This window comes from Pseudomonas linyingensis (assembly GCF_900109175.1).
Classification (GTDB): domain Bacteria; phylum Pseudomonadota; class Gammaproteobacteria; order Pseudomonadales; family Pseudomonadaceae; genus Geopseudomonas; species Geopseudomonas linyingensis.
Window position 1 is genome coordinate 215511 of record NZ_FNZE01000005.1, and the last position, 18056, is coordinate 233566.

An 18056-nucleotide genomic window follows, 5' to 3' on the forward strand; every position below is an offset into this window, starting at 1 on the left:
CCCTATCTGCAAGAACTCAAGGCCCAAGGCCGCAAGTGGGCGATGCTCACGGCGTACGACATGTACACCGCTGCGATCTTCGAGGAGGCAGGCATTCCGGTACTCCTGGTGGGCGATTCCGCCTCCAACAACGTGTACGGCAACGAATCGACGCTGACAGTGACCGTCGATGAACTGATCCCCCTCGTGCGCGCCGTGAGCAGGGCTACCCATCGGGCATTGGTCATCGCTGACCTGCCTTTCGGCTCCTACCAGGCCTCGCCGGAGCAGTGCTTCCATACCGCCGTCCGCTTCATGAAGGAAGCCGGTGCACACGCGGTCAAGCTGGAGGGGGGCCTCGAAATGCTGCTGCAGGTTCGCAAGCTCGCCGCTTCCGGCATTCCGGTCATGGCGCATATCGGCTTCACCCCGCAGCATGAACACCAACTCGGCGGCTATCGCGTCCAAGGGCGCGGTGAAAGTGCGCAACACTTGGTCGAGGTTGCACAGGCCTTGGAGGAAGCCGGCGCATTCGCCTTGCTCATCGAAATGGTTCCGTCTGAAACTGCTGCCGCGGTCACAGATGCCGTCTCCATTCCCACGGTGGGAATCGGTGCGGGTAATCGGTGTGACGCCCAAGTCCTGGTCTGGCAGGACATGGCGGGCCTGAGCAGCGGGCGCCTGCCTCGGTTCGTCAAGCAGTTCGCCGATGCGCGCTCAGCCCTTGCCGGCGCCGCACGCGACTTCGCGACTGAGGTGGAAGCCGGTACCTTCCCCGGGCCGGAGCACAGTTTCTGATACCCCCTCGCGGGAACACGATGGATAGCAAAACAACATATGGGAGACAGCATGGAAAGCCTCAGACAGCGCGCTATCAAAGGTCTTCAGGTCGGAGACAGGTTCGTGGTGACCCGGATCTTCTCCACGGAAGACATCCAGCAATTCGCGCACCTGTCGCGCGACTACAATCCGGTTCACCTCGATGCGCCCTATGCCGAATTGCGCAACTTCCGGGCTCCGGTTTCGCACGGTCTGCTGACCGCCAGCCTGCTGACAGAGATCGGCGGCCAAATTGGCTGGCTTGCCTCCGGCATGAGTTTCCGTTTCAAGCGCCCGGTCTATGCCGGCGAAACCCTGACCTGTGATTGGATCATTACCGAGATCGACGAGCGCGGCCGGGCCAAAGCGGAAGTCATCATCACCAACCCAGAGGGCGTGATCGTGCTGGAGGCGGAGACCACAGGTGTCATTCCCGGCGAAATGGAGCGGGCACGACTGGCGGAGATGCTCGCCGAGGGCGATCCCACCAATGGGGGATCTTAGCGAGCAAGATGTCCGCTTCGAGTCAGCAGCTGCCCCTCACCCCCACGGCATGCCCCGCATGCCGCAGGCAACGACTCAAGCCCTCACATACCTAATCACCGCCTCGCAGATCATTTCCTTGTGGCGCGCGCGGGTCTCGGGCTCGCTGAAATCGATCTGGTGGATGGTGGAGAAGGTGTGGCGGTTGGAGACGCGGAAGAAGCAGAACGAGCTGATCAGCAGGTGCAGGTCGCGCGGCTCGATGCCGGGACGGAAGATGCCGGCGGCCACGCCGCGGTCGAGGATGCTCGCCACTTCGGCGAGGATCGACTTGTTCAGCGAGCGGATCACCTGCGACTGGGCCAGGTGCGCAGCGTTGTGGATGTTCTCGATGCTGACCAGGCGGATGAAGTCGACGTTGCTGTCGTGGTGCTCGAAGGTGAACTCGACCATGCGCCGCAGCGCCGCCTCCGGGTCCAGCTGATCCAGCTTGAGGGACGCTTCGGTGGCGCGGATGTCGCCGTAGAGCTTCTCCAGCACGGCCAGGTAGAGCTGCTCCTTGCTGGTGAAGTAGTAGTAGATCATCCGCTTGGAGACGTTGGTGCGCTCGGCGATGGCATCCACCCGCGCGCCGCTCAGGCCGTGCTCGGCGAACTCGGCGACCGCGGCGAGGAGGATGTCCTGGCGGGTCTTCTCCGGGTTGTTCTTGCGCGGCTGGCGCGCTTGGCTCGGCTTGGCGGGGGGCTGCGGTAAGGCTGGCGACATGGCTCGCGGACTCGATCAGAAAAGGCTTGCGCGATTATCGGCTGCTACCCGGCGGGAGGGAAGCCACGCCGCCCTCGGCGGCGTGGCTTTGATCTCCCAGAGCCTGCTCACGATCTCGCGAGCTAGAGCCAGGCAAGGCGAAATCGGTTGAGGAAGCGGAGTTTGCTAGCTGCAAATGAGCATTCCGAAACCGATTTCAACGCCGCATGGCCGACGCGCAGCAGATCGTGGGCAGGCTCTCACAGCTTGGGGCTGCGCCGGCCGGACCGCGCCTGGGCCATCGCGGAGAGGCGCACGGCAACGTTGGCGGCGCCGTAGCCGGCGTAGTCCTTGCGCTGCAGGATCTCGAAGAAGAAGCGCTCGGCGAACGGCTCGGTGTAGACGTGGAACAGCTCGCCGCCCTGGGCATCGCGGTCGTAGAGGACGTTGAAGTAGGCCAGCTGGCTGAGGAACTCGTCGTCGAAGTCGAAGCGCGCGGCCAGGTCATCGTAGTAGTTCATCGGGATGTCCAGCAGCGCCACTCCCGCTTCCTTGGCCTGCTCGACGGCGACAAAGATGTCGTCGCAGTCGAAGGCGATATGGTGCACGCCGGAGCCGCGGTAGGTGGACAGCGAGTGGGCAATCGCGGTGTTGCGGTTCTCCGAGATGTTCAGCGGCAGGCGCACGCTGCCGCAGCGGCTGCGCAGGGCGCGGCTCTTGACCAGACCGTAGGGGTCGGGGAGCACCACCTCGTCGTCGGCGGTGAAGTCGAACAGGCTCTTGTAGAACAGCACCCAGGAATCCATGCCCTCGGCCGGCAGGGCCATGGCCACGTGGTCGATGCGCTTGAGGATGCCGAGGTCTGCGGTGTCCTTGAGGTCGAAATCGGTCTCGTAGATGCTGTGGCCCTGGGCATCGCGGTCGGCCAGGTAGATCAGGCTGCCGTCCGGCGCGCGCACCGCGGGGATCTCGCGTTCGTTGGGGCCGACCAGGCTGCGGTACGGCTGGCCGCCGAACTGGCTGGCGCGCTCCAGCGCCTGTTTGCCGTCGCGCACGCGCAATGCGGTGGCGCATAGCGACGGGCCGTGGGCCTCGAAGAAGCTGTGGGCGAAGGAGTACGGCTCGGCGTTGAGCACCAGGTTGATGTCGCCCTGGCGCAGCAGGCTGACGTTCTTCGAGCGATGGCGACCGGCCTCGACGAAGCCCAGGCGAGTCAGCCACTGGCCGAGCTGGGCGCCGTGCGCCTCGTCGACGGCGAACTCGAGAAACTCGATGCCGTCGTAGCGGCTGGCCGGCGGCGGCGCGAACAGCACGCCGGGCTCCACCGGCTGGTGCTGTTCTTCGAGTAGCAGACGGGTCTTCTCCTCGAGGTAGAGCAGCGAGCGATGGCCATCCACCGCGGTGCTGCGCGGCGGCGCGGCGCGGAAGCCGTCGTTGAAGATTTCCAGCGACAGCGGGCCGCGATAGCCGCTCTTGAGGATCGGCGCGAGGAAGCCCGGCAGGTCGAAGTCGCCCTGCCCCGGGAAGCAGCGGAAATGCCGGCTCCACTCCAGCACGTCCATGTTCAGCAGCGGCGCGTCGGCCATCTGCACGAAGAAGATCTTGTCGCCGGGAATCTCGGCGATGGCGCTCGGGTCGCCCTTGAGCGACAGGGTGTGGAAGCTGTCGAGCAGCACGCCGAGGTTGGGGTGGTCGGCGGCGCGCACGATGTCCCACACCTGCTGCCAGGTGTTGACGTGGCGACCCCAGGCCAGCGCCTCGTAGCCGATGCGCAGGTCGCGGGCGCCGGCGCGCTCGGCCAGCAGGTGCAGGTCGTCGATGAGGATCTGCCGGTCGCCCAGGGAGTCGGCGGCGACGTTGCTGCACACCAGCACCAGGTCGGTGCCCAGTTCCTGCATCAGGTCGAACTTGCGCTCGGCGCGGTCGAGGTTGCGGTGCAGGCGGTCGCGACGCACGCCCTCGAAATCGCGGAACGGCTGGAACAGGGTGATCTCCAGACCCAGGTCGGCCGCCAGCTTGCGTACCTCGCGCGGACTGCCGCCGTAGTAGAGCAGGTCGTTCTCGAAGATCTCCACGCCGTCGAAGCCGGCGGCGGCGATGGCCTCGAGTTTTTCCGGCAGGGTGCCGCTGAGCGAGACGGTGGCGATTGAGCGATGCATGCGTCCTCCTGGGATGAAGGCGGTCGGCGCGGCGGAACGGCAAGGCAGGCGCGCGGCGACGGGATGGGGTGAGTCGAGTATCGGGCAGGGTTTCGCCAGCGACAACAGAAATGTACTAACTGGTTAGTTTTGCGTTCGATTATCGAACCAATCCGCTTCCGGCCGATTGACCCCGCCTCCCGGCGCCCGCCACCATGCAGCCATCCGACGGGCCGCCACGCCACGCTTTCCGTCCGGTGCAGCCGCATTCCACGACAACAACAAGATCGAAGCCGCCATGCCCCGAAGCCCCGATACCAGACCCGGCGTCAGCCCCTGACACCCCGCAGGTGAATCACCCGATCTTCCCGACTGCGCTGCTCCGTGAGCCGCACGGGATCGCTCGTCCATGAAAACGGAGAACAACAACAATGATGTCCCGCACCCCTCTTGCCCTCGCCGTCGCCACCGTCGCCAGCCTGTCCGCCCTGTCCCTGCCGGCCATGGCCGCAGGCTTCGTCGAGGACTCCAAGGCTTCGCTGAACCTGCGCAACTACTACATCAACCGCGACTTTCGCCATGCCGACAGCAGCGCGCAGAGCCGCGCCGAAGAGTGGACGCAGAGCTTCATCCTCAACGTGCAGTCCGGCTACACCCCGGGCCCGGTCGGCTTCGGCGTCGACGCCCTGGGCCTCTACTCGGTGAAGCTTGACGGCGGCGAAGGCACCCGCGGCACCCAGCTGCTGCCGATCCACGACGACGGCAAGCCGGCCGACGACTTCGGCCGCCTGGCGGTGGCCGGCAAGGCCAAGCTGTCCAATACCGAACTGAAGGTCGGCGAGATGATGCCGGTGCTGCCGATCCTGCGTAGCGACGACGGCCGCTCGCTGCCGCAGACCTTTCAGGGCGGCATGCTGACCTCCCGGGAGATCACCGGCCTGACCCTGCACGGCGGCCAGTTCCGCCAGAACAGCACGCGCAACGACGCCAGCATGGAAGACATGTTCGCCTTCGGCGCCAGCTCCGACCGCTTCAACTATGCCGGCGGCGAGTACCGCTTCAACCAGGAGCGCACCCTGGTCGGCGTCTGGTACGCCGAGCTGCAGGACGTCTACAACCAGCAATACTTCAACCTCGTGCACAGCCAGCCGGTCGGCGACTGGACCCTGGGCGCCAACCTCGGCTACTTCATCGGCGGCGAGGACGGCGACGAACTGGCCGGCGAGCTGGACAACAAGACCGCCTCCGGCCTGTTCTCCGCCAAGTACGGCGCCCATACTTTCTACGTCGGCCTGCAGAAGGTCAGCGGCGACAACGGCTGGATGCGTGTCAACGGCACCAGCGGCGGCACCCTGGCCAACGACAGCCTGAACGCCAGCTTCGACAACCCCGACGAGCGCTCCATGCAGGTGCGCTACGACTACGACTTCGCCGCCCTCGGCGTGCCCGGCATGACCAGCATGGTGCGCTACATCAAGGGCGACGACATCGATGTCAACGCCAGCATCGACGACGGCGAGGAGTGGATCCGCGACATCGAGCTGGCCTACACCGTGCAGGCCGGTCCGCTGAAGGCCCTCAACGTCAAGTGGCGCACCTCGAGCATCCGCAAGAACTGGGTGAGCAACGGCACCGACTTCGACGAACACCGCCTGATCGTCAACTACCCGCTGAACATCTTCTGATCGTCTGCACTACCGGCCGCTGTGGCAGCGGCGGCCGTCTCCACGGAATAGTTCGTCCCACTTCGCCCGTCCTAGTGACGGGCTTTTTTTCGTTTCTGCTTCGCTGACGATCTCGTTCTCCAGCGCCGCGACCCAGCGGGTGAGGACGCGGCCCTCGAGCACGGAGATGCCCGTCTCGTAACCAATGTGCAGGTGCGGTACGGCTCGCCCGCCTGGCGGGATGACCACCAGATGCATGGACAGCCCCTGCGCCTCGACCGTCTGCTCCGAGATGCCGCGGCCAGACGCATCGACTCCTCGGCACCGCTCTTGGGACGGCGCGGGTTGGCGAGAGCTATTCGCTGATCCAGCGTTTGGCCTTGTCGAGTTCCTGGTTATTGAACACCCGGACGTGCCCCGACATCGCCAGCGGACGCGGGGTCTGGCGGCGTGATTGAGGCAAGTTGAAGGCGGCGGCATCGCCGAAGGGTAACCCAATAGATATCGTTGCACTTGACCGAAGTATTGAGCGAGGCACCGCGAGCCTCGCGAGATACAGCCAAGACCTCGCGCGACGCAAATGTCGCGCTGGAAATGATATCAACGCCGCTACGGAATCATTCACGACCACGCGGATGCTGTTCTCCTGGCCCGCCTCGGTCCATTTGCTGCTTCAGACGGAGGCAGGAACAGCAGTCAGTCGGAGAGCGCCTTCAGATTATCGAACAGCTTCGACAGCAATACGTTGGTACGGTGAACCTCGGCTGAACTCAAACCCTGGAAGCTGCTGCGAAACAGCTTGCTGACCGAGCCGCGAATCAGCTCCAGGCTTTCCACCCCCTTATCGGTCAAAGAAACCAATGTCACTCGACCATCCTCGCTGGATGTCACCAGGTTCACCAACCCTTCATCCCGCATGCGGTAGACGATCTTGGTGGTGGTCGGCAGCTTCGCTACGGCCTGACTGGCGATGTCGGATATGCTCAGTTCCGAATGTTCCTTCAGAATCATGATGATGCGCCAGCGCGGCACATCCATGTCGACACGCTTCAGCAACCGCTCCATCTCTTGGCTATACAGTGCGTTTATCTGCGCAATCCAATAGAAGGGAAATTCGCGACGCTTGAAGTTTTCGCTCAGCGGGTCGTACATGTCGACTTTGCGTTTACTGGTCATCGGACAGCAAGATCTCCGGCCGTATCCGACTATTCGGATCGGGTAATAATTGACCCGAAATTTTAGTGTGATTCGGGGGGAGGCGCGAGCATTTTCCCGGTCGGGGAGCGGCAACAGGACCCGCTCTTCGCCAGTGGAACTCCGTGAGAATTGCACGATGACATGACAGCCCCATGCCGGGGCTTCCCGGGCTGCTCGCGATAAGAGCGCTTTCGCAACAGAGCTAAAGCCTGCCCATGCGGAGGCAGCCTGCATGCCCAATCAGATCACCCAAGACACCCGCCACGCCAAAACCGGCATCGAAAATCACACTCCTGATTCCCCCTTCTGGATTGAGCTGTAGATCATTTTCAACATGGCCTTGAGGGCTGCTTGCTCGTCCGCATCGAGCGGTGCAAGCATCTTGTGCTCATGCTCGATCGCGGTATCGAGGAGCTGAGCAGCCAAACGCTTGCCTTGTTCCGTCAGCACAAAACAGCTCCCATCCACTTGCAACAGGCCTCTTTCCTTCAGCCACTCGCCAATGGATACCAGCTCCTTCAGGGGCTGGGACACGAAACGGCAGATCTGCTCCTGCTCCATCAGTTCGCCATCGGCCAGCAGGGTGAGCACCCGCCACTCCTCGGCGGTGACCCCGAAGTGACTCAACCGCGGATAGAAATCGCTGGCATAGGCGTTGAGCGTCTGGCGCAGCTGGTACAACAGATAGTCGCCGAGAAGGCCCCGGGCTTCGAGCGCCTCGGTCGGAGCCTGTACAGCCGGATGGACTTCCGGCACTGCATAGCGTCCATTGTGGAACACCAGCGAACTGACGTTCTCCTCGTAGGCGTAGTCGATGACCTCCCCCACGATGATGAAGTGGTCCCCCCCCTCATAGACATTCCAGGTCTTGCACTCAAACGAGGCCGAGGCCCCGGGCAGCAGGGGGCAGCCGTGTGCATCGTCGCGGGTGTGCAGACCGGCGAACTTGTCCTCGCCACGGCGGGCGAAGCGATTGGACAGGTCGATCTGGTCGTTGCGCAGCACGTTGATGGCGAATGCCTTGCCTTGCGCGAAGGCGTCCAGGCTCCAGGCACCCTTGTCGATGCTCCAGAGCACCAGCGCCGGCTCGATCGACAGGGTGTTGAAGCTGCTGGCGGTCATGCCGATCGGCTGCCCCTCGGCATCGCGGGTGGTGATAACGGTGACGCCGGTGGGGAACTTGCCCAATGCCCGACGGAAGTCTTTAGGATCGAATTTCATGGGGGCTCCGGTTCAATTCAAAACGGCAGGAAACTTTCGTCCGGACATCAGCCCAGCGAATGGGGCAGCAGAAGCGACAGCGCGGGAATGGCGATGATCAGTCCCAACCTCACCACATCGGCCACCACGAACGGGGTCACCCCCCTGAAGATGGTGGACAGCTTCACGTCGGGAACCACCCCGCGCAGCACGAAAACATTCATGCCGACCGGAGGCGTGATCAGGCTGATCTCGGTCACCACCACCACCAGGATGCCGAACCAGATCAGATCCATGCCCATGGCCTGCACCATCGGATAGAACACCGGCACGGTCAGCAGGATCATCGACATGCTTTCCAGCACGCAGCCCAGCAGCATGTAGATCACGATCAGGACCAGAATCACCCCGAACAGGCTGAACCCCTGCCCCATCACCCAGTCACGCAGCATCATCGGCAGGCCGGTCAGATTGATGAAGTTGGAAAAGACCAGCGCGCCGATCACCAGGAAGAACAGCATCGCGGTGGTGCGCACCGCATTGCTGAGCGAGCTGTACATCATGCTGAAGCTCAGCTTGCCGCTGAACAGCGCGATCAGGAAGGCACCGGAAGCGCCGATACCCGCCGCCTCCGTGGGGGTGAAGATGCCGGCGTAGATCCCGCCCATCACCACGATGAAGATCAGATTGATCCCCCAGACCCCCTTGAGAGCGCTCAGTCGCTCCTTCCAGCCGGAACGGGCCCCGGCCGGCCCGCTGCCCGGATTCAGGCGCACCGTGACCATCACCGCAGCCATGTAGAGCAGGATGCCGATCAACCCCGGGATCAGGCCGGCGATGAACAGCTTGCCGATGTCGGTTTCGGTCATCAGCCCGTAGACCACCAGGATCACGCTCGGCGGGATCAGGATGCCCAGGGTGCCCCCGGCCGCGATGGCGCCGGTGGCCAGGCTGTCCGAGTACTTGTATTCGCGCATCGAAGGCATGGCCACCTTGGACATGGTGGCCGCGGTGGCCATGGAGCTGCCGCACACGGCCGAGAAGGCGCCGCAGGACACCACGGTGGCCAGCGCCAGGCCGCCCTTGAAGTGGCCCAGAAAAGCATTGGCCGCCCGGTACAGCTGTTTCGACATGCCCGATTCGGTGATCAGGTTGCCCATCAGCAGGAACAACGGTACCACCGACAGGCCGTAGGCCAGACCGGTATCAAAGGCCGTCGAGGACACCATGTTCAGCGCCGCGCTCCAGCCACGCGGATTGCCGAAGCCGATCTGCTGCATCAGCGCAAACCCGACAACCCCGACAACGCCCATGGCCACCCCCAGAGGTACCCGGGCCAGAATCAGCACCATCAGTGCTGCAAAGCCGATCAGACTCGCCTCCATCAGGTTATTCTCCTCGAACGCTATGCATGCTGCTGCCGAGCAGCAGGCGAATGATCAGGGCAAGGGTGGCAAGACCGGTGGTCAGGGCCATCATGAAGGCCAGCCAGGCCAACGGGATCTGCAGCACCGCCGTGGTGTCGGCATAGCGCTGCACCTTCAGCGCGTGCTGCCAGAGCACCCAGGTGAAGGCGCCGAACGCCAGGACGTTGATCGCCCCGATCAGCCAGTACTGGATACGCTGGACCAGCGGACTGAGAGCCGCGTCGAGCAGGTCCACCGCGATGTGCCCGTCCTCGGCGGTCACCAGCGCCAGACCGATGAAGATCACCGCGGCCAGCATCAACTCGGTCAGCTCGAACGCTCCGTTCACCGGAGCGGAAAACAGGTAGCGGCCGACCACGTCGACCAGGGTCATGGCCATCATGAGGAACATCACGATGGCAGCCGTGCCACCGAGCAGGTGGCGGTACAGCAGTACCACCACCTCCCGGCCGCCGGATGAAGCTCTGAACGATGCTTTCATCGGCGCCCCCGTCACTTGCTGGCCAGGTTGTGGCTTAGTTGATTGCTCAGTTGACGGAACTCTGCCAGTGCATCCTGGCCATTCACGCCGGCCGCTTCAGCCTGCTTCAGCCATTCCTGCTCCATCGGCTCGCTGGCAGCACGGATTTCGCCCATGAAGGTATCGGTGGCGGTCAGCACCTCGTTGCCGTTGGCCTTGATGGTCTGCAGCCCTTTGGCATCCTCAACGTCCCACATGTGGCCGGCCAGGCGCGCGAGGGCTTCGCCGGAAACCTTGTCGATAGCGGCGCGATCCTGCTCGGGCAGACTCTCGAAGCGCTCCTTGTTCATCACCACGAAGAAGCTGAAGTTGTACAGGCCGCCCGGCACCAGGGTGGTATGGGTGGCCTTCTTGTCGATGTTGAAGGCCGGCACCGACTCCAGCGGGAACAGGGTGCCGTCGGCCACGCCGCTGGAGATCAGCTCGTAGGTGCTGGAGGACGGCTGCTGCAGCGGCACATAGCCCAGGCCCTTGGACAGATCGTTCATGATCCCGCCGCCGACCCGCAGCTTCATGCCCTTGAGGTCGGCGGAGCTGCTGACGCTGTGCTTGCTGTTGTGGATATGGCCCGGCCCGTGGGTGAAGAGCCCCAGCAGCTTGGTGTCCTTGTGCTCGCCGGCCGCGCTCAGGTACTTGTTGTAGACCCGCCAGTAGGCCACCGAAGTGGCTTCGGCGCTGTTACCGCCGAACGGGAACTCGACCATCTTGTAGAGGCTGAAGCGGCCCGGCGTGTAACCATGGGCGCCATAGGTGATGTCGGCCTGCCCCTCGGCCGCGATGTCGTAATGTACCCGCGGATGCCCCAGCGCCGATGGCAGCATCACCACCTTCACGCGACCCTCGGTCACCTGCTCCACGCTCTTGGCCCAGGGCTCCATCACATCTCGCACCAGAGGATGCCCCGCGGGCAACCACGAAGACATGGTCAACCGGGTTTCCGCCTGCACACCCGAAGCCAGGAAGGCCATCGTCGTCATTACCGCTACACGCCAGATCTTTTTCATTGTTATTGCCTCGCTTCTTGTTTTGAGTTCCGCCCGAACGAGAGTTCGGGCAGGGCAATGAACCACTCCAACCTTTAACGCCAACTGCCTTTCAAATATCCACCACCAGACGCGCGCTCTTCGCCCGCGAGCAACACAGTGCGATCTGGTCGTTGTCCGCCTTTTCATCGTCAGTGAGGAAGCGATCGCGATGCTCGGGGATACCTTCGAGCACATCGCAGATACAGGTCCCGCAGACGCCCTCTTCACAGGACATCTGCACCTTCACGCCCGCCGCCTTCAGCGCCATGGAGATGCTTTGGTTCGGACCGACCTGCACGGTCACATCACTAATTTGGGCGTACACCTCGAACGCCTCGCCGCTGACGTCCACCTCGGCACTGAAGTACTCGAAGTGGATCTGTCGGTCGGGCAGACCGGCGCCCCTGGCCTGCTCGATCACCCAGTCCATGAACCCGCCGGGCCCGCAGACGTAAAGGTGAGTGCCAGGCGGAGCCGCGCGGCACAGCTGCGGCGGGTCGAGACGCGCGGCTTCGCCAGCATCGTCGAAGTGCAGGGTCAGGCGCTCGCCGAACGCGCGCTCGAGCTCGACGAGAAACGCCGCCTTGCTCTCGCTGCGGCTGCAGTAGTGCAGCTCGAACGACTTGCCGGCGGCCTTGAGCGCATAGGCCATGGCGATCATCGGCGTGATGCCGATGCCGCCGCCGATCAGCAGGCTGTGCGTGGCATCCATGTCCAGGGGGAAGTGGTTGCGCGGGGCACCGATCTGCACCCGACTACCCTCCTCCAGGCTGGCGTGAATCTGCCGCGAGCCGCCGCGGGAGCCGGGATCGTTGAGGATCCCCAGCCGGTAGCCGGCACTGCCCGGCGCATTGCAGAGGGAGTACTGGCGGATCAGCTCCGGCCCCACGATCACGTCGATGTGGGCGCCGGCTTCGAACGCCGGCAGCGGGCTGCCATCGGCCGCGGCCAGCTCGAACACCGCGATCTCGTCGGTCTGGTCTTCGCGCCGGGTCACGATGGCGTCGATAAGGCTATTGCTCATAGTGCTTGTCATGGGAAGTGCCTCAGCGCATGAATAGGCCGCCGTTGATATCCAGGGTCGTGCCGGTGGTGAAGTAGGCTTCCGGGCGCGCCAGTTGCACGACCATGTCGCCGATGAAATCGGCATCGCCCAGCCGGCCGACCGGAATGGCACCGAGCAGGCCCGGCAGGCGCTCCTCGGGAACCAGCGCCTTGACCATCGGCGAGTCGATCGGCCCGGGAGCGATCGCGTTCACCGTCACGCCCTGGCCGGCCAGCTCCTTGGCGAACACCTTGGTCAGGGTGACGATGGCGCCCTTGGAGGCGGCATAGTGGGCGCCGGTCGAGGTGCCGCCGTTCTGCCCCGCGAGCGAGGCCATGTTGACGATGCGGCCGTAGCCCCGGTCGGCCATGTGCCGCCCGATCACCTGGCAACCAGAGAAGGTGCCACCCAGATTGATGTTCACCACCTCGGCGAACTCCTCCGGCGAGATCTCCATCAGCGGTGTCGCCCGGGTGACCGCGGCGTTGTTCACCAGCACCTGCAGATCGCCCCAGCGCTCCAGCACGGCAGCCAGGGCAGCCTCGAAGTCGGCCTTGCGGCCCACGTCCAGCGCCAGCGACATGACCCGCTCGCCGCTGGCGTCCATGGCCCGGGCGGCCGTCTCCGCCGCCGGCAGCGAGCGATCGGTCAGCACGACCCGATAGCCGGCCGCCAGCAGACGGGCGGCGATACGGTTACCCAGGCCCTGGGCGGCTCCCGTGACCAGCGCTACATGGGATTGTGTCGGGTTGCTCATTCGCTACTCCTCAGAAGATGAAGCTGACGGTGCGCAGGAAGCCGTCGGCATGCAGCAGCTTCACCACCTTCTGCTCCATCCGGAAGCCGTCGCCGACGCGCCGGAGGATGTACTCGACGTTGGCCGGGTAGCTCACCAGCTTGCCGTGGCGCAGCTCGTTGAGGGTCATGGCGCAGCGGGCGATGACCACCTCGTCTCCGGCCTCGAGGATGCGCACCCGCGACATCATGCGCACCGTGTCGCCTACCGACAGGGCCGACACCGACTCGCCGTTCTCCAGGCGGGCCACCCGCATGCGGCGCATGTCGGCATCGTCCAACGCCAGGTTCAGGGTGTTCAGGTAGTCGGTTGCCTTCAGGTCGGCCGGGACGATATAGAGCCCCTCCTCGGTCCACAGGGACAGCCACTCCTGATAGCCCTTGTGATCGAGCAGATCCGCTTCGTAGCCGATGAATTCAGTGACCTGCGCGAGCAGTTGAGTGTTGGATCGCATCGCTTACTTCTCCTGACCTGCGGCCATCAGCTTCTTGTACTGGCGGTAGGCACCGCGCATCCCGGTTTCCGAACAGACCGCGCCGGCGACGTTGCCGTCGGCCGAGTCGTGCAGGTTGTTCATCCCGCGGTTGACCAGGATCCAGCCGTCAGTGCCGGCCATGGAACCTTTCTGCACCCGCTCCCAGGCTTCGCCATCGTCCGGGGTACCGAAGCCCATCGGGCCCTGGAAGTGCTCGTGCAGACGCATGCGCTTGCGATTGAACGGTGCCGGCGCACCCTCACCGCCCAGCGCCACGTGCTGGATCTCGGTTTCGCCGACACTGACCGGACGCAGCACACGGAAGAACGCCATGGAGCAGGACACGTTGGGGAACAGGTTGAGGTTGAAGCCGGTGCCGTGGGCGGCACGCACCAGTTTGCGCACCTCGTCCTCGGGGCGGCCTTCATCGCGCAGTTCCTGGGCCAGCGCCTCGAAGCGCGGCGGGATCGGCTGGTCCAGATCCGCTTCCAGATCCACCAGCTGAGGGATCATCACCATCGCGCTGTGGCCGTTGCCCAGGTCCTCGACGAAGCCTTCGCCGTCGAGGAAGTCGAAGATGTCGGCGGTCGCCTCGTCCAGGGAGGTCACGAAGGACTTGTGCACGATCGGGAAGTGGTAGGCGTCGGTGGTGTTTTCCAGCTGGATCTTCCAGTTGCCCGGGAAGTTGAAGCGGTGCTCGCCCAGCACCTTCACCGGGTAGCCGCCGCCCTGCTTCATGAACAGGTCGATCCACTTCCGGGCCGCGCCGAGGAAGTCTTCCAGCGGCTCGATGTCGTTCTTGAAGGTGGCGAACACCATGCCCTGATAGGTTTCGACGCGCAGGCTCTCCAGCGGCATTTCGCTGGTGTCGAACACGCCCGCGTATTCCTCCGGCTTCGGCAGCGCGCGCAGGCTGCCGTCCAGGCCGTAGCCCCAGCCGTGGTATGGGCAGGTGAAGGCCTTGGTCTTGCCCTTGCGCGCTTCGCAGACGGTGGCGCCACGGTGGCGGCAACGGTTCTGCAGCACGTGCAGGTTCATCTTGCGGTCGCGGCTCAGGATCACCGGCTGGCGGCCGATGTACGCGGTCTTGAAGCTGCCGGCTTCCGGCACCTCGCTCTCATGACCGACGAATACCCAGGTGTTGTTGAACACCAGGTCCAGCTCTTCTTCGAAAATCGCCGGATCGGAGTAGAGGGACTTGTGTACGCGACCCTCTTCCACCAGTTCAGCCGCCTTCAGGCTGATGTTCTGCAGTTCGATCAGTGCACTCATGTTCTTGTTCTCTTCGTTGGCCAGCGGACGCGTCCGCCGGATCGTCATTCTTCGGGGACCGGCAGCGGCTGCGGGTTGTCCCAGGGGCTCTGCACCGGGCGGTTGAAGCGGCTGGTGGTGCAGAAGTGGGCGATCTTCCAGCGCCCCTCCTCCTTGCGGAAACGCACGTTCAGCAACGCGCTGCCGAGCTGGGAGCGGCCGTCGGCGAAGGTCGCGGTCTGCAGCAGCACCCAGGTGCCTTCGGCTTCGCTCGCGCTGCGCACCTCCACCTTCTCCGAGGTCAGGAAGTGCACGTTGAGGACGAAGTGCGCCGGCGGCAGGGTGTACTTGTCGAACATGGCGCGGATCGCGGCGCGGCCCTCGCGGCGGCCGAAGCTGGCCGCATAGCGCTTGCCCTTGCCCTCCCAGACGGCGTCCTCGGTGAACAGCGCCAGCAGCGGGTCGAGATCGAAGCCCTCGTCGAGGTAGTCGCACAGCTGCATGTACTCGTGCAGGCAGGCGCTGACCACGCGGGCCGCCTCCAGGGCGCCGACCCGCTGCCGCAGTTGCTCCAGCTCGCTCATCGCTCCGCCCTCAGGCCCGCTGCACGATCAGTTCGCGACCGATGCGCGCCTCGACCTTGGCGTAGCGCCACAGCTTGTAGGGCCCCTGCCCCACGGCAGTGCTGCGGAACAGGTTGCAGCAGGCCGCCACGGTGTCGTAATCCGCCACGTCGGCCAGCAGGTAGGTGGTCCAGGGATAGCCTCTGGACGGACCGACCATGCTCTGGTCATCGTCCATGTTGCCGATCACCTCGACACCGGGCATGTCGTGGATGCCGTTCCACATCTCGCCGAAGGCCGCCCACACGGCGAGCTGCTCGTCGCGCGGGGCATCCATGAAGTTCTGGTTGATGCCCATGCAGAACAGGACGCGCAGGGGTTTCTTGTCACTCATCGCGTTTCTCCTTTTTATTGTTCGGTTACAGGTAGCCCGGCAGCGGGTCGTGGCCGAAGAACATGGCACCGGCGTTTTTCAGGGTGATCGCACCCATGAAGGCGTGCTGGGTGCACATCATCGAGTCGCGGACGATGCGCGACAGCGGGTGGTCGTTGTAGGTCCCGGTCATGCCGGTGACCTGGTAGGTGGAACGGATCGCCTCGGCACACTCGTGCGCCAGGTTGGTCGTGGCCAGGCGGATCAGGTTGACCTGTTCGCGAGTGGGCTCGCCGCCGGCCAGGATGCTGTTCCATGCCTCCTCGGTCGCACCGTAGAAGAAGGCGCGTGAGGCGCGCACCTTGGCCTCCGCCTTGGCGATCTCGATCTGCACGTATTCGCGATCGCCCAGGTTCGGCGCCCCGGTCACCGACTGGCGCCCCGCCGCCATCGCCTGCACCACGTCCAGCGCTTCACGGGCCAGGCCGGCAGTGGTCACCGACAGCACCTGGGCGGCGAAGGCTAGCGTCGGGTAGCGGAAGAAGGGCGCATCGACATTGGGCTTGCCGCCGCGCACGAAGGTCCACTCTTCCGGTACGAATACCTCCTCCACGACCAGGTCATGACTGCCAGTACCGACCATGCCGATCACGTCCCAGTTGGGCTCGACCTTCACCTTGTCAGCAGGCATTACCGCCATACGCGGCAGCGGCTCGCCGCTATCCGGCTGGATGCCTACGCCGATCAGCGAGGCGCCCATGCAGCCGCTGCCAAACTTCCAGCGGCCGCTGACGATGTAGCCGCCATCAACCTTCTTCGCCGGCTGGGTCGGAAAGATCCCTCCGGCGAACACCACATCCGGCGTCCCGGCCCAGACCTTGTCGATGGTCTGCGGCGGCAGTGCCGCCAGGTAGGCCGGGTTCATGCCGAAGCTGGCGACCCAGCCGGCCGAACCGTCGGCCGCGGCCATCGCCTCGACCATCTGCAGGAACTCGAGCGGCGAGCGTTCGTCGCCCCCCATCGCCCTGGGGACCATCGCGCGGTAGACCCCCACCCGCTTGAAGGAGTCGATGATGTCCGCCGAGATGAACTGCTGACCCTCGAACTCCTGACGGCGCTTGCGTACCTCGGCAAGCAGGGCATCGAACACGGTCTCCCCGCCCCAGAGGGATTTGTCGATCTGATAACCAGGCATTGGCCCGCCTCCCTAGTTGTTGTCTTTATTGTTACGGGCGGCATCAGCCGCTCTGAGCAACTGCTGCGCCGCCGCAAAGACCACCTCATCGGCATGCTTGCGACCCACCAGTTGAATTCCGACCGGACGGCCGTCGACCTCGAAGGGGATGACCAGCGCCGGATGACCGGACAGGTTGAAAGGCCGCGCCAGCGCGGTCATCTGAAGATCCGTCTGCCCGGCCAGTGCGTCCTGCAGAGCCATCGGGCTGTTCGGCAGTGCCGGCATGACCAGCACCTCGCAGCTCTCCAGCAGCCGATCCACTTCGGCGCTGAAAGCCGAACGCACCTGCTCCGCCGCACGCACCTCTTCGGCAGAGGTTTCGCCGGCCTTGCTCAGGCGCGCCGCCACATCGGCCCCGAGCTTGCCGCTGGCGAGCAATTCGGCGCCCGACTGCGCGGTTTCTGCGTTGATCACCGCCAATCCGGCAGCGAAGGCCTCATCCAGCAGCGGCAGCTCGATCCGGGTGTGCGGTAAGGCCAGCGACTCTAGGTAGCGATTCAGCGCCGCGGCCACGGCCGGCTGGGCGCAGGTATTGATGACCAGCGCGAAACGCGCGAGGGCAGTCTCAGTGACGGGTTTGAACGAGGGATCGATCGCCTGCTCGGCAAGCTGCAGAGTCGCAAGATCGGCGGCGAAAGGGCCGACGCAGTCCAGCGACGAGCTCCCTGGCCAGACACCGGCGCGACTGACACGGCCGAAGGTCGGCTTGAAGCCGAATACGCCGCAGCAGGCAGCCGGCACGCGAACCGAGCCACCGGTGTCCGTGCCCAGCGCGTAATCGGCCAGTCCGGAGGCCACGGCAGCGGCAGAACCGCTGGAGGAGCCACCCGGGATCAGCTCCGGATAGCGTGCATTGATGGGGGTGCCTGCATGGTGGTTGATGCCTGTGACCCCGAAGGCCAGCTCATGCATCACGGCCTTGCCGACGATCCGGTGGCCGGCTGCCAGCAGATGCTCGACCACTTCAGCGTGCTGCTCCGCGGGACGGGCATCGTCACACGCCCGGCTACCCAGACGGGTCGGCATGCCGGCGATATCGATGGAGTCCTTGATGACGACCTTCAGCCCTGCGGGGGCGCCCAGCTCACACCGGGAGATCAGCATTGTCATAGTAAGTCTC

Annotated in this window: 19 protein-coding genes; 3 read left to right on the forward strand and 16 right to left on the reverse strand. The window is 64.5% G+C overall.

Translation table 11 applies throughout. The features are described 5' to 3' along the window. The first annotated feature begins 42 nt into the window (after positions 1-42). Positions 43-777 carry a 3-methyl-2-oxobutanoate hydroxymethyltransferase gene (panB, locus tag BMZ19_RS08410; RefSeq protein ID WP_244517133.1) on the forward strand — a complete coding sequence of 245 codons (735 nt, stop codon included), beginning with the start codon at positions 43-45 and terminating at the stop codon, positions 775-777. A 51-nt stretch (positions 778-828) separates the two neighbouring features. After that, a complete protein-coding gene (locus tag BMZ19_RS08415) occupies positions 829-1302 on the forward strand; it encodes a MaoC family dehydratase (protein WP_090309701.1) in 474 nt (157 codons plus the stop codon). Positions 1303-1377: 75 nt separating this feature from the next. Here the strand turns inward: BMZ19_RS08415 and BMZ19_RS08420 are convergent, their stop codons facing one another. Both BMZ19_RS08420 and quiC read right to left on the reverse strand, forming a co-directional pair. Next, entirely contained in the window at positions 1378-2046 is a 669-nt protein-coding gene (locus tag BMZ19_RS08420) for a TetR/AcrR family transcriptional regulator (RefSeq protein WP_090309704.1), read from the reverse strand. 239 nt (positions 2047-2285) lie between these two features. Further along, positions 2286-4184 (reverse strand): 3-dehydroshikimate dehydratase QuiC, encoded by a 1899-nt coding sequence (gene quiC, locus BMZ19_RS08425; RefSeq protein WP_090309707.1) that lies wholly within the window; start codon positions 4182-4184, stop codon positions 2286-2288. Positions 4185-4597: 413 nt separating this feature from the next. Between quiC and BMZ19_RS08430 the strand changes: the two genes are divergently transcribed. Continuing rightward, positions 4598-5848, forward strand: a complete 1251-nt coding sequence (locus BMZ19_RS08430; RefSeq protein WP_090309915.1) for an OprD family porin — start codon at positions 4598-4600, stop codon at positions 5846-5848. Positions 5849-5857: 9 nt separating this feature from the next. Here BMZ19_RS08430 and BMZ19_RS22525 read toward each other — a convergent pair whose 3' ends face one another. The 14 genes from BMZ19_RS22525 to BMZ19_RS08500 form a co-directional block, all read right to left on the reverse strand. Beyond that, positions 5858-6085, reverse strand: a complete 228-nt coding sequence (locus BMZ19_RS22525) for a cupin domain-containing protein (protein ID WP_212633206.1) — start codon at positions 6083-6085, stop codon at positions 5858-5860. Positions 6086-6523: 438 nt separating this feature from the next. Then, positions 6524-7003, reverse strand: a complete 480-nt coding sequence (locus BMZ19_RS08440) for a MarR family winged helix-turn-helix transcriptional regulator (RefSeq protein ID WP_090309710.1) — start codon at positions 7001-7003, stop codon at positions 6524-6526. Positions 7004-7309: 306 nt separating this feature from the next. After that, positions 7310-8245, reverse strand: a complete 936-nt coding sequence (locus BMZ19_RS08445; protein WP_090309713.1) for a flavin reductase — start codon at positions 8243-8245, stop codon at positions 7310-7312. A gap of 47 nt (positions 8246-8292) precedes the next feature. Beyond that, positions 8293-9609, reverse strand: a complete 1317-nt coding sequence (locus BMZ19_RS08450; RefSeq protein ID WP_090309717.1) for a TRAP transporter large permease — start codon at positions 9607-9609, stop codon at positions 8293-8295. Positions 9610-9613: 4 nt separating this feature from the next. Beyond that, positions 9614-10132, reverse strand: coding sequence for a TRAP transporter small permease (locus BMZ19_RS08455; RefSeq protein ID WP_090309720.1), 519 nt, complete (start codon positions 10130-10132; stop codon positions 9614-9616). Between the two features lie 11 nt (positions 10133-10143). Further along, positions 10144-11343 carry a TRAP transporter substrate-binding protein gene (locus BMZ19_RS08460; protein WP_342028236.1) on the reverse strand — a complete coding sequence of 400 codons (1200 nt, stop codon included), beginning with the start codon at positions 11341-11343 and terminating at the stop codon, positions 10144-10146. After that, entirely contained in the window at positions 11267-12220 is a 954-nt protein-coding gene (locus BMZ19_RS08465) for a PDR/VanB family oxidoreductase (protein ID WP_090309726.1), read from the reverse strand. The genes BMZ19_RS08460 and BMZ19_RS08465 overlap by 77 nt, the downstream gene beginning before the upstream one ends. A gap of 22 nt (positions 12221-12242) precedes the next feature. After that, a complete protein-coding gene (locus BMZ19_RS08470; protein WP_090309730.1) occupies positions 12243-12998 on the reverse strand; it encodes an SDR family NAD(P)-dependent oxidoreductase in 756 nt (251 codons plus the stop codon). Positions 12999-13008: 10 nt separating this feature from the next. Then, positions 13009-13491: an aromatic-ring-hydroxylating dioxygenase subunit beta gene (locus BMZ19_RS08475; protein WP_090309732.1), complete on the reverse strand. Its 483-nt coding sequence runs from the start codon at positions 13489-13491 to the stop codon at positions 13009-13011. 3 nt (positions 13492-13494) lie between these two features. Continuing rightward, entirely contained in the window at positions 13495-14784 is a 1290-nt protein-coding gene (locus BMZ19_RS08480) for an aromatic ring-hydroxylating oxygenase subunit alpha (RefSeq protein ID WP_090309918.1), read from the reverse strand. A gap of 44 nt (positions 14785-14828) precedes the next feature. After that, on the reverse strand, positions 14829-15347 hold the full coding sequence (locus tag BMZ19_RS08485) for a nuclear transport factor 2 family protein (RefSeq protein WP_090309735.1): 519 nt from the start codon (positions 15345-15347) through the stop codon (positions 14829-14831). A 10-nt stretch (positions 15348-15357) separates the two neighbouring features. Beyond that, the gene (locus tag BMZ19_RS08490) at positions 15358-15720 is read right to left on the reverse strand and encodes an IacB protein (protein ID WP_090309738.1); all 363 of its coding nucleotides are present in this window, start codon (positions 15718-15720) and stop codon (positions 15358-15360) included. A 25-nt stretch (positions 15721-15745) separates the two neighbouring features. Further along, on the reverse strand, positions 15746-16894 hold the full coding sequence (locus BMZ19_RS08495; protein WP_090309741.1) for an acyl-CoA dehydrogenase family protein: 1149 nt from the start codon (positions 16892-16894) through the stop codon (positions 15746-15748). A gap of 12 nt (positions 16895-16906) precedes the next feature. Continuing rightward, on the reverse strand, positions 16907-18046 hold the full coding sequence (locus BMZ19_RS08500) for an amidase (RefSeq protein WP_090309744.1): 1140 nt from the start codon (positions 18044-18046) through the stop codon (positions 16907-16909). Between the last annotated feature and the right edge of the window lie 10 nt (positions 18047-18056).

Coding starts and splice junctions, on each gene's coding strand:
- BMZ19_RS08500 (WP_090309744.1), bottom strand. CDS start 18,046: ATGACAATGCTGATCTCCCGGTGTGAGCTGGGCGCCCCCGCAGGGCTG.
- quiC (WP_090309707.1), bottom strand. CDS start 4,184: ATGCATCGCTCAATCGCCACCGTCTCGCTCAGCGGCACCCTGCCGGAA.
- panB (WP_244517133.1), top strand. CDS start 43: ATGCTCACGGCGTACGACATGTACACCGCTGCGATCTTCGAGGAGGCA.
- BMZ19_RS08475 (WP_090309732.1), bottom strand. CDS start 13,491: ATGCGATCCAACACTCAACTGCTCGCGCAGGTCACTGAATTCATCGGC.
- BMZ19_RS08485 (WP_090309735.1), bottom strand. CDS start 15,347: ATGAGCGAGCTGGAGCAACTGCGGCAGCGGGTCGGCGCCCTGGAGGCG.
- BMZ19_RS08440 (WP_090309710.1), bottom strand. CDS start 7,003: ATGACCAGTAAACGCAAAGTCGACATGTACGACCCGCTGAGCGAAAAC.
- BMZ19_RS08480 (WP_090309918.1), bottom strand. CDS start 14,784: ATGAGTGCACTGATCGAACTGCAGAACATCAGCCTGAAGGCGGCTGAA.
- BMZ19_RS08415 (WP_090309701.1), top strand. CDS start 829: ATGGAAAGCCTCAGACAGCGCGCTATCAAAGGTCTTCAGGTCGGAGAC.
- BMZ19_RS08430 (WP_090309915.1), top strand. CDS start 4,598: ATGTCCCGCACCCCTCTTGCCCTCGCCGTCGCCACCGTCGCCAGCCTG.
- BMZ19_RS08470 (WP_090309730.1), bottom strand. CDS start 12,998: ATGAGCAACCCGACACAATCCCATGTAGCGCTGGTCACGGGAGCCGCC.
- BMZ19_RS22525 (WP_212633206.1), bottom strand. CDS start 6,085: ATGCATCTGGTGGTCATCCCGCCAGGCGGGCGAGCCGTACCGCACCTG.
- BMZ19_RS08420 (WP_090309704.1), bottom strand. CDS start 2,046: ATGTCGCCAGCCTTACCGCAGCCCCCCGCCAAGCCGAGCCAAGCGCGC.
- BMZ19_RS08450 (WP_090309717.1), bottom strand. CDS start 9,609: ATGGAGGCGAGTCTGATCGGCTTTGCAGCACTGATGGTGCTGATTCTG.
- BMZ19_RS08445 (WP_090309713.1), bottom strand. CDS start 8,245: ATGAAATTCGATCCTAAAGACTTCCGTCGGGCATTGGGCAAGTTCCCC.
- BMZ19_RS08465 (WP_090309726.1), bottom strand. CDS start 12,220: ATGAGCAATAGCCTTATCGACGCCATCGTGACCCGGCGCGAAGACCAG.
- BMZ19_RS08455 (WP_090309720.1), bottom strand. CDS start 10,132: ATGAAAGCATCGTTCAGAGCTTCATCCGGCGGCCGGGAGGTGGTGGTA.
- BMZ19_RS08495 (WP_090309741.1), bottom strand. CDS start 16,894: ATGCCTGGTTATCAGATCGACAAATCCCTCTGGGGCGGGGAGACCGTG.
- BMZ19_RS08460 (WP_342028236.1), bottom strand. CDS start 11,343: ATGAAAAGGCGGACAACGACCAGATCGCACTGTGTTGCTCGCGGGCGA.
- BMZ19_RS08490 (WP_090309738.1), bottom strand. CDS start 15,720: ATGAGTGACAAGAAACCCCTGCGCGTCCTGTTCTGCATGGGCATCAAC.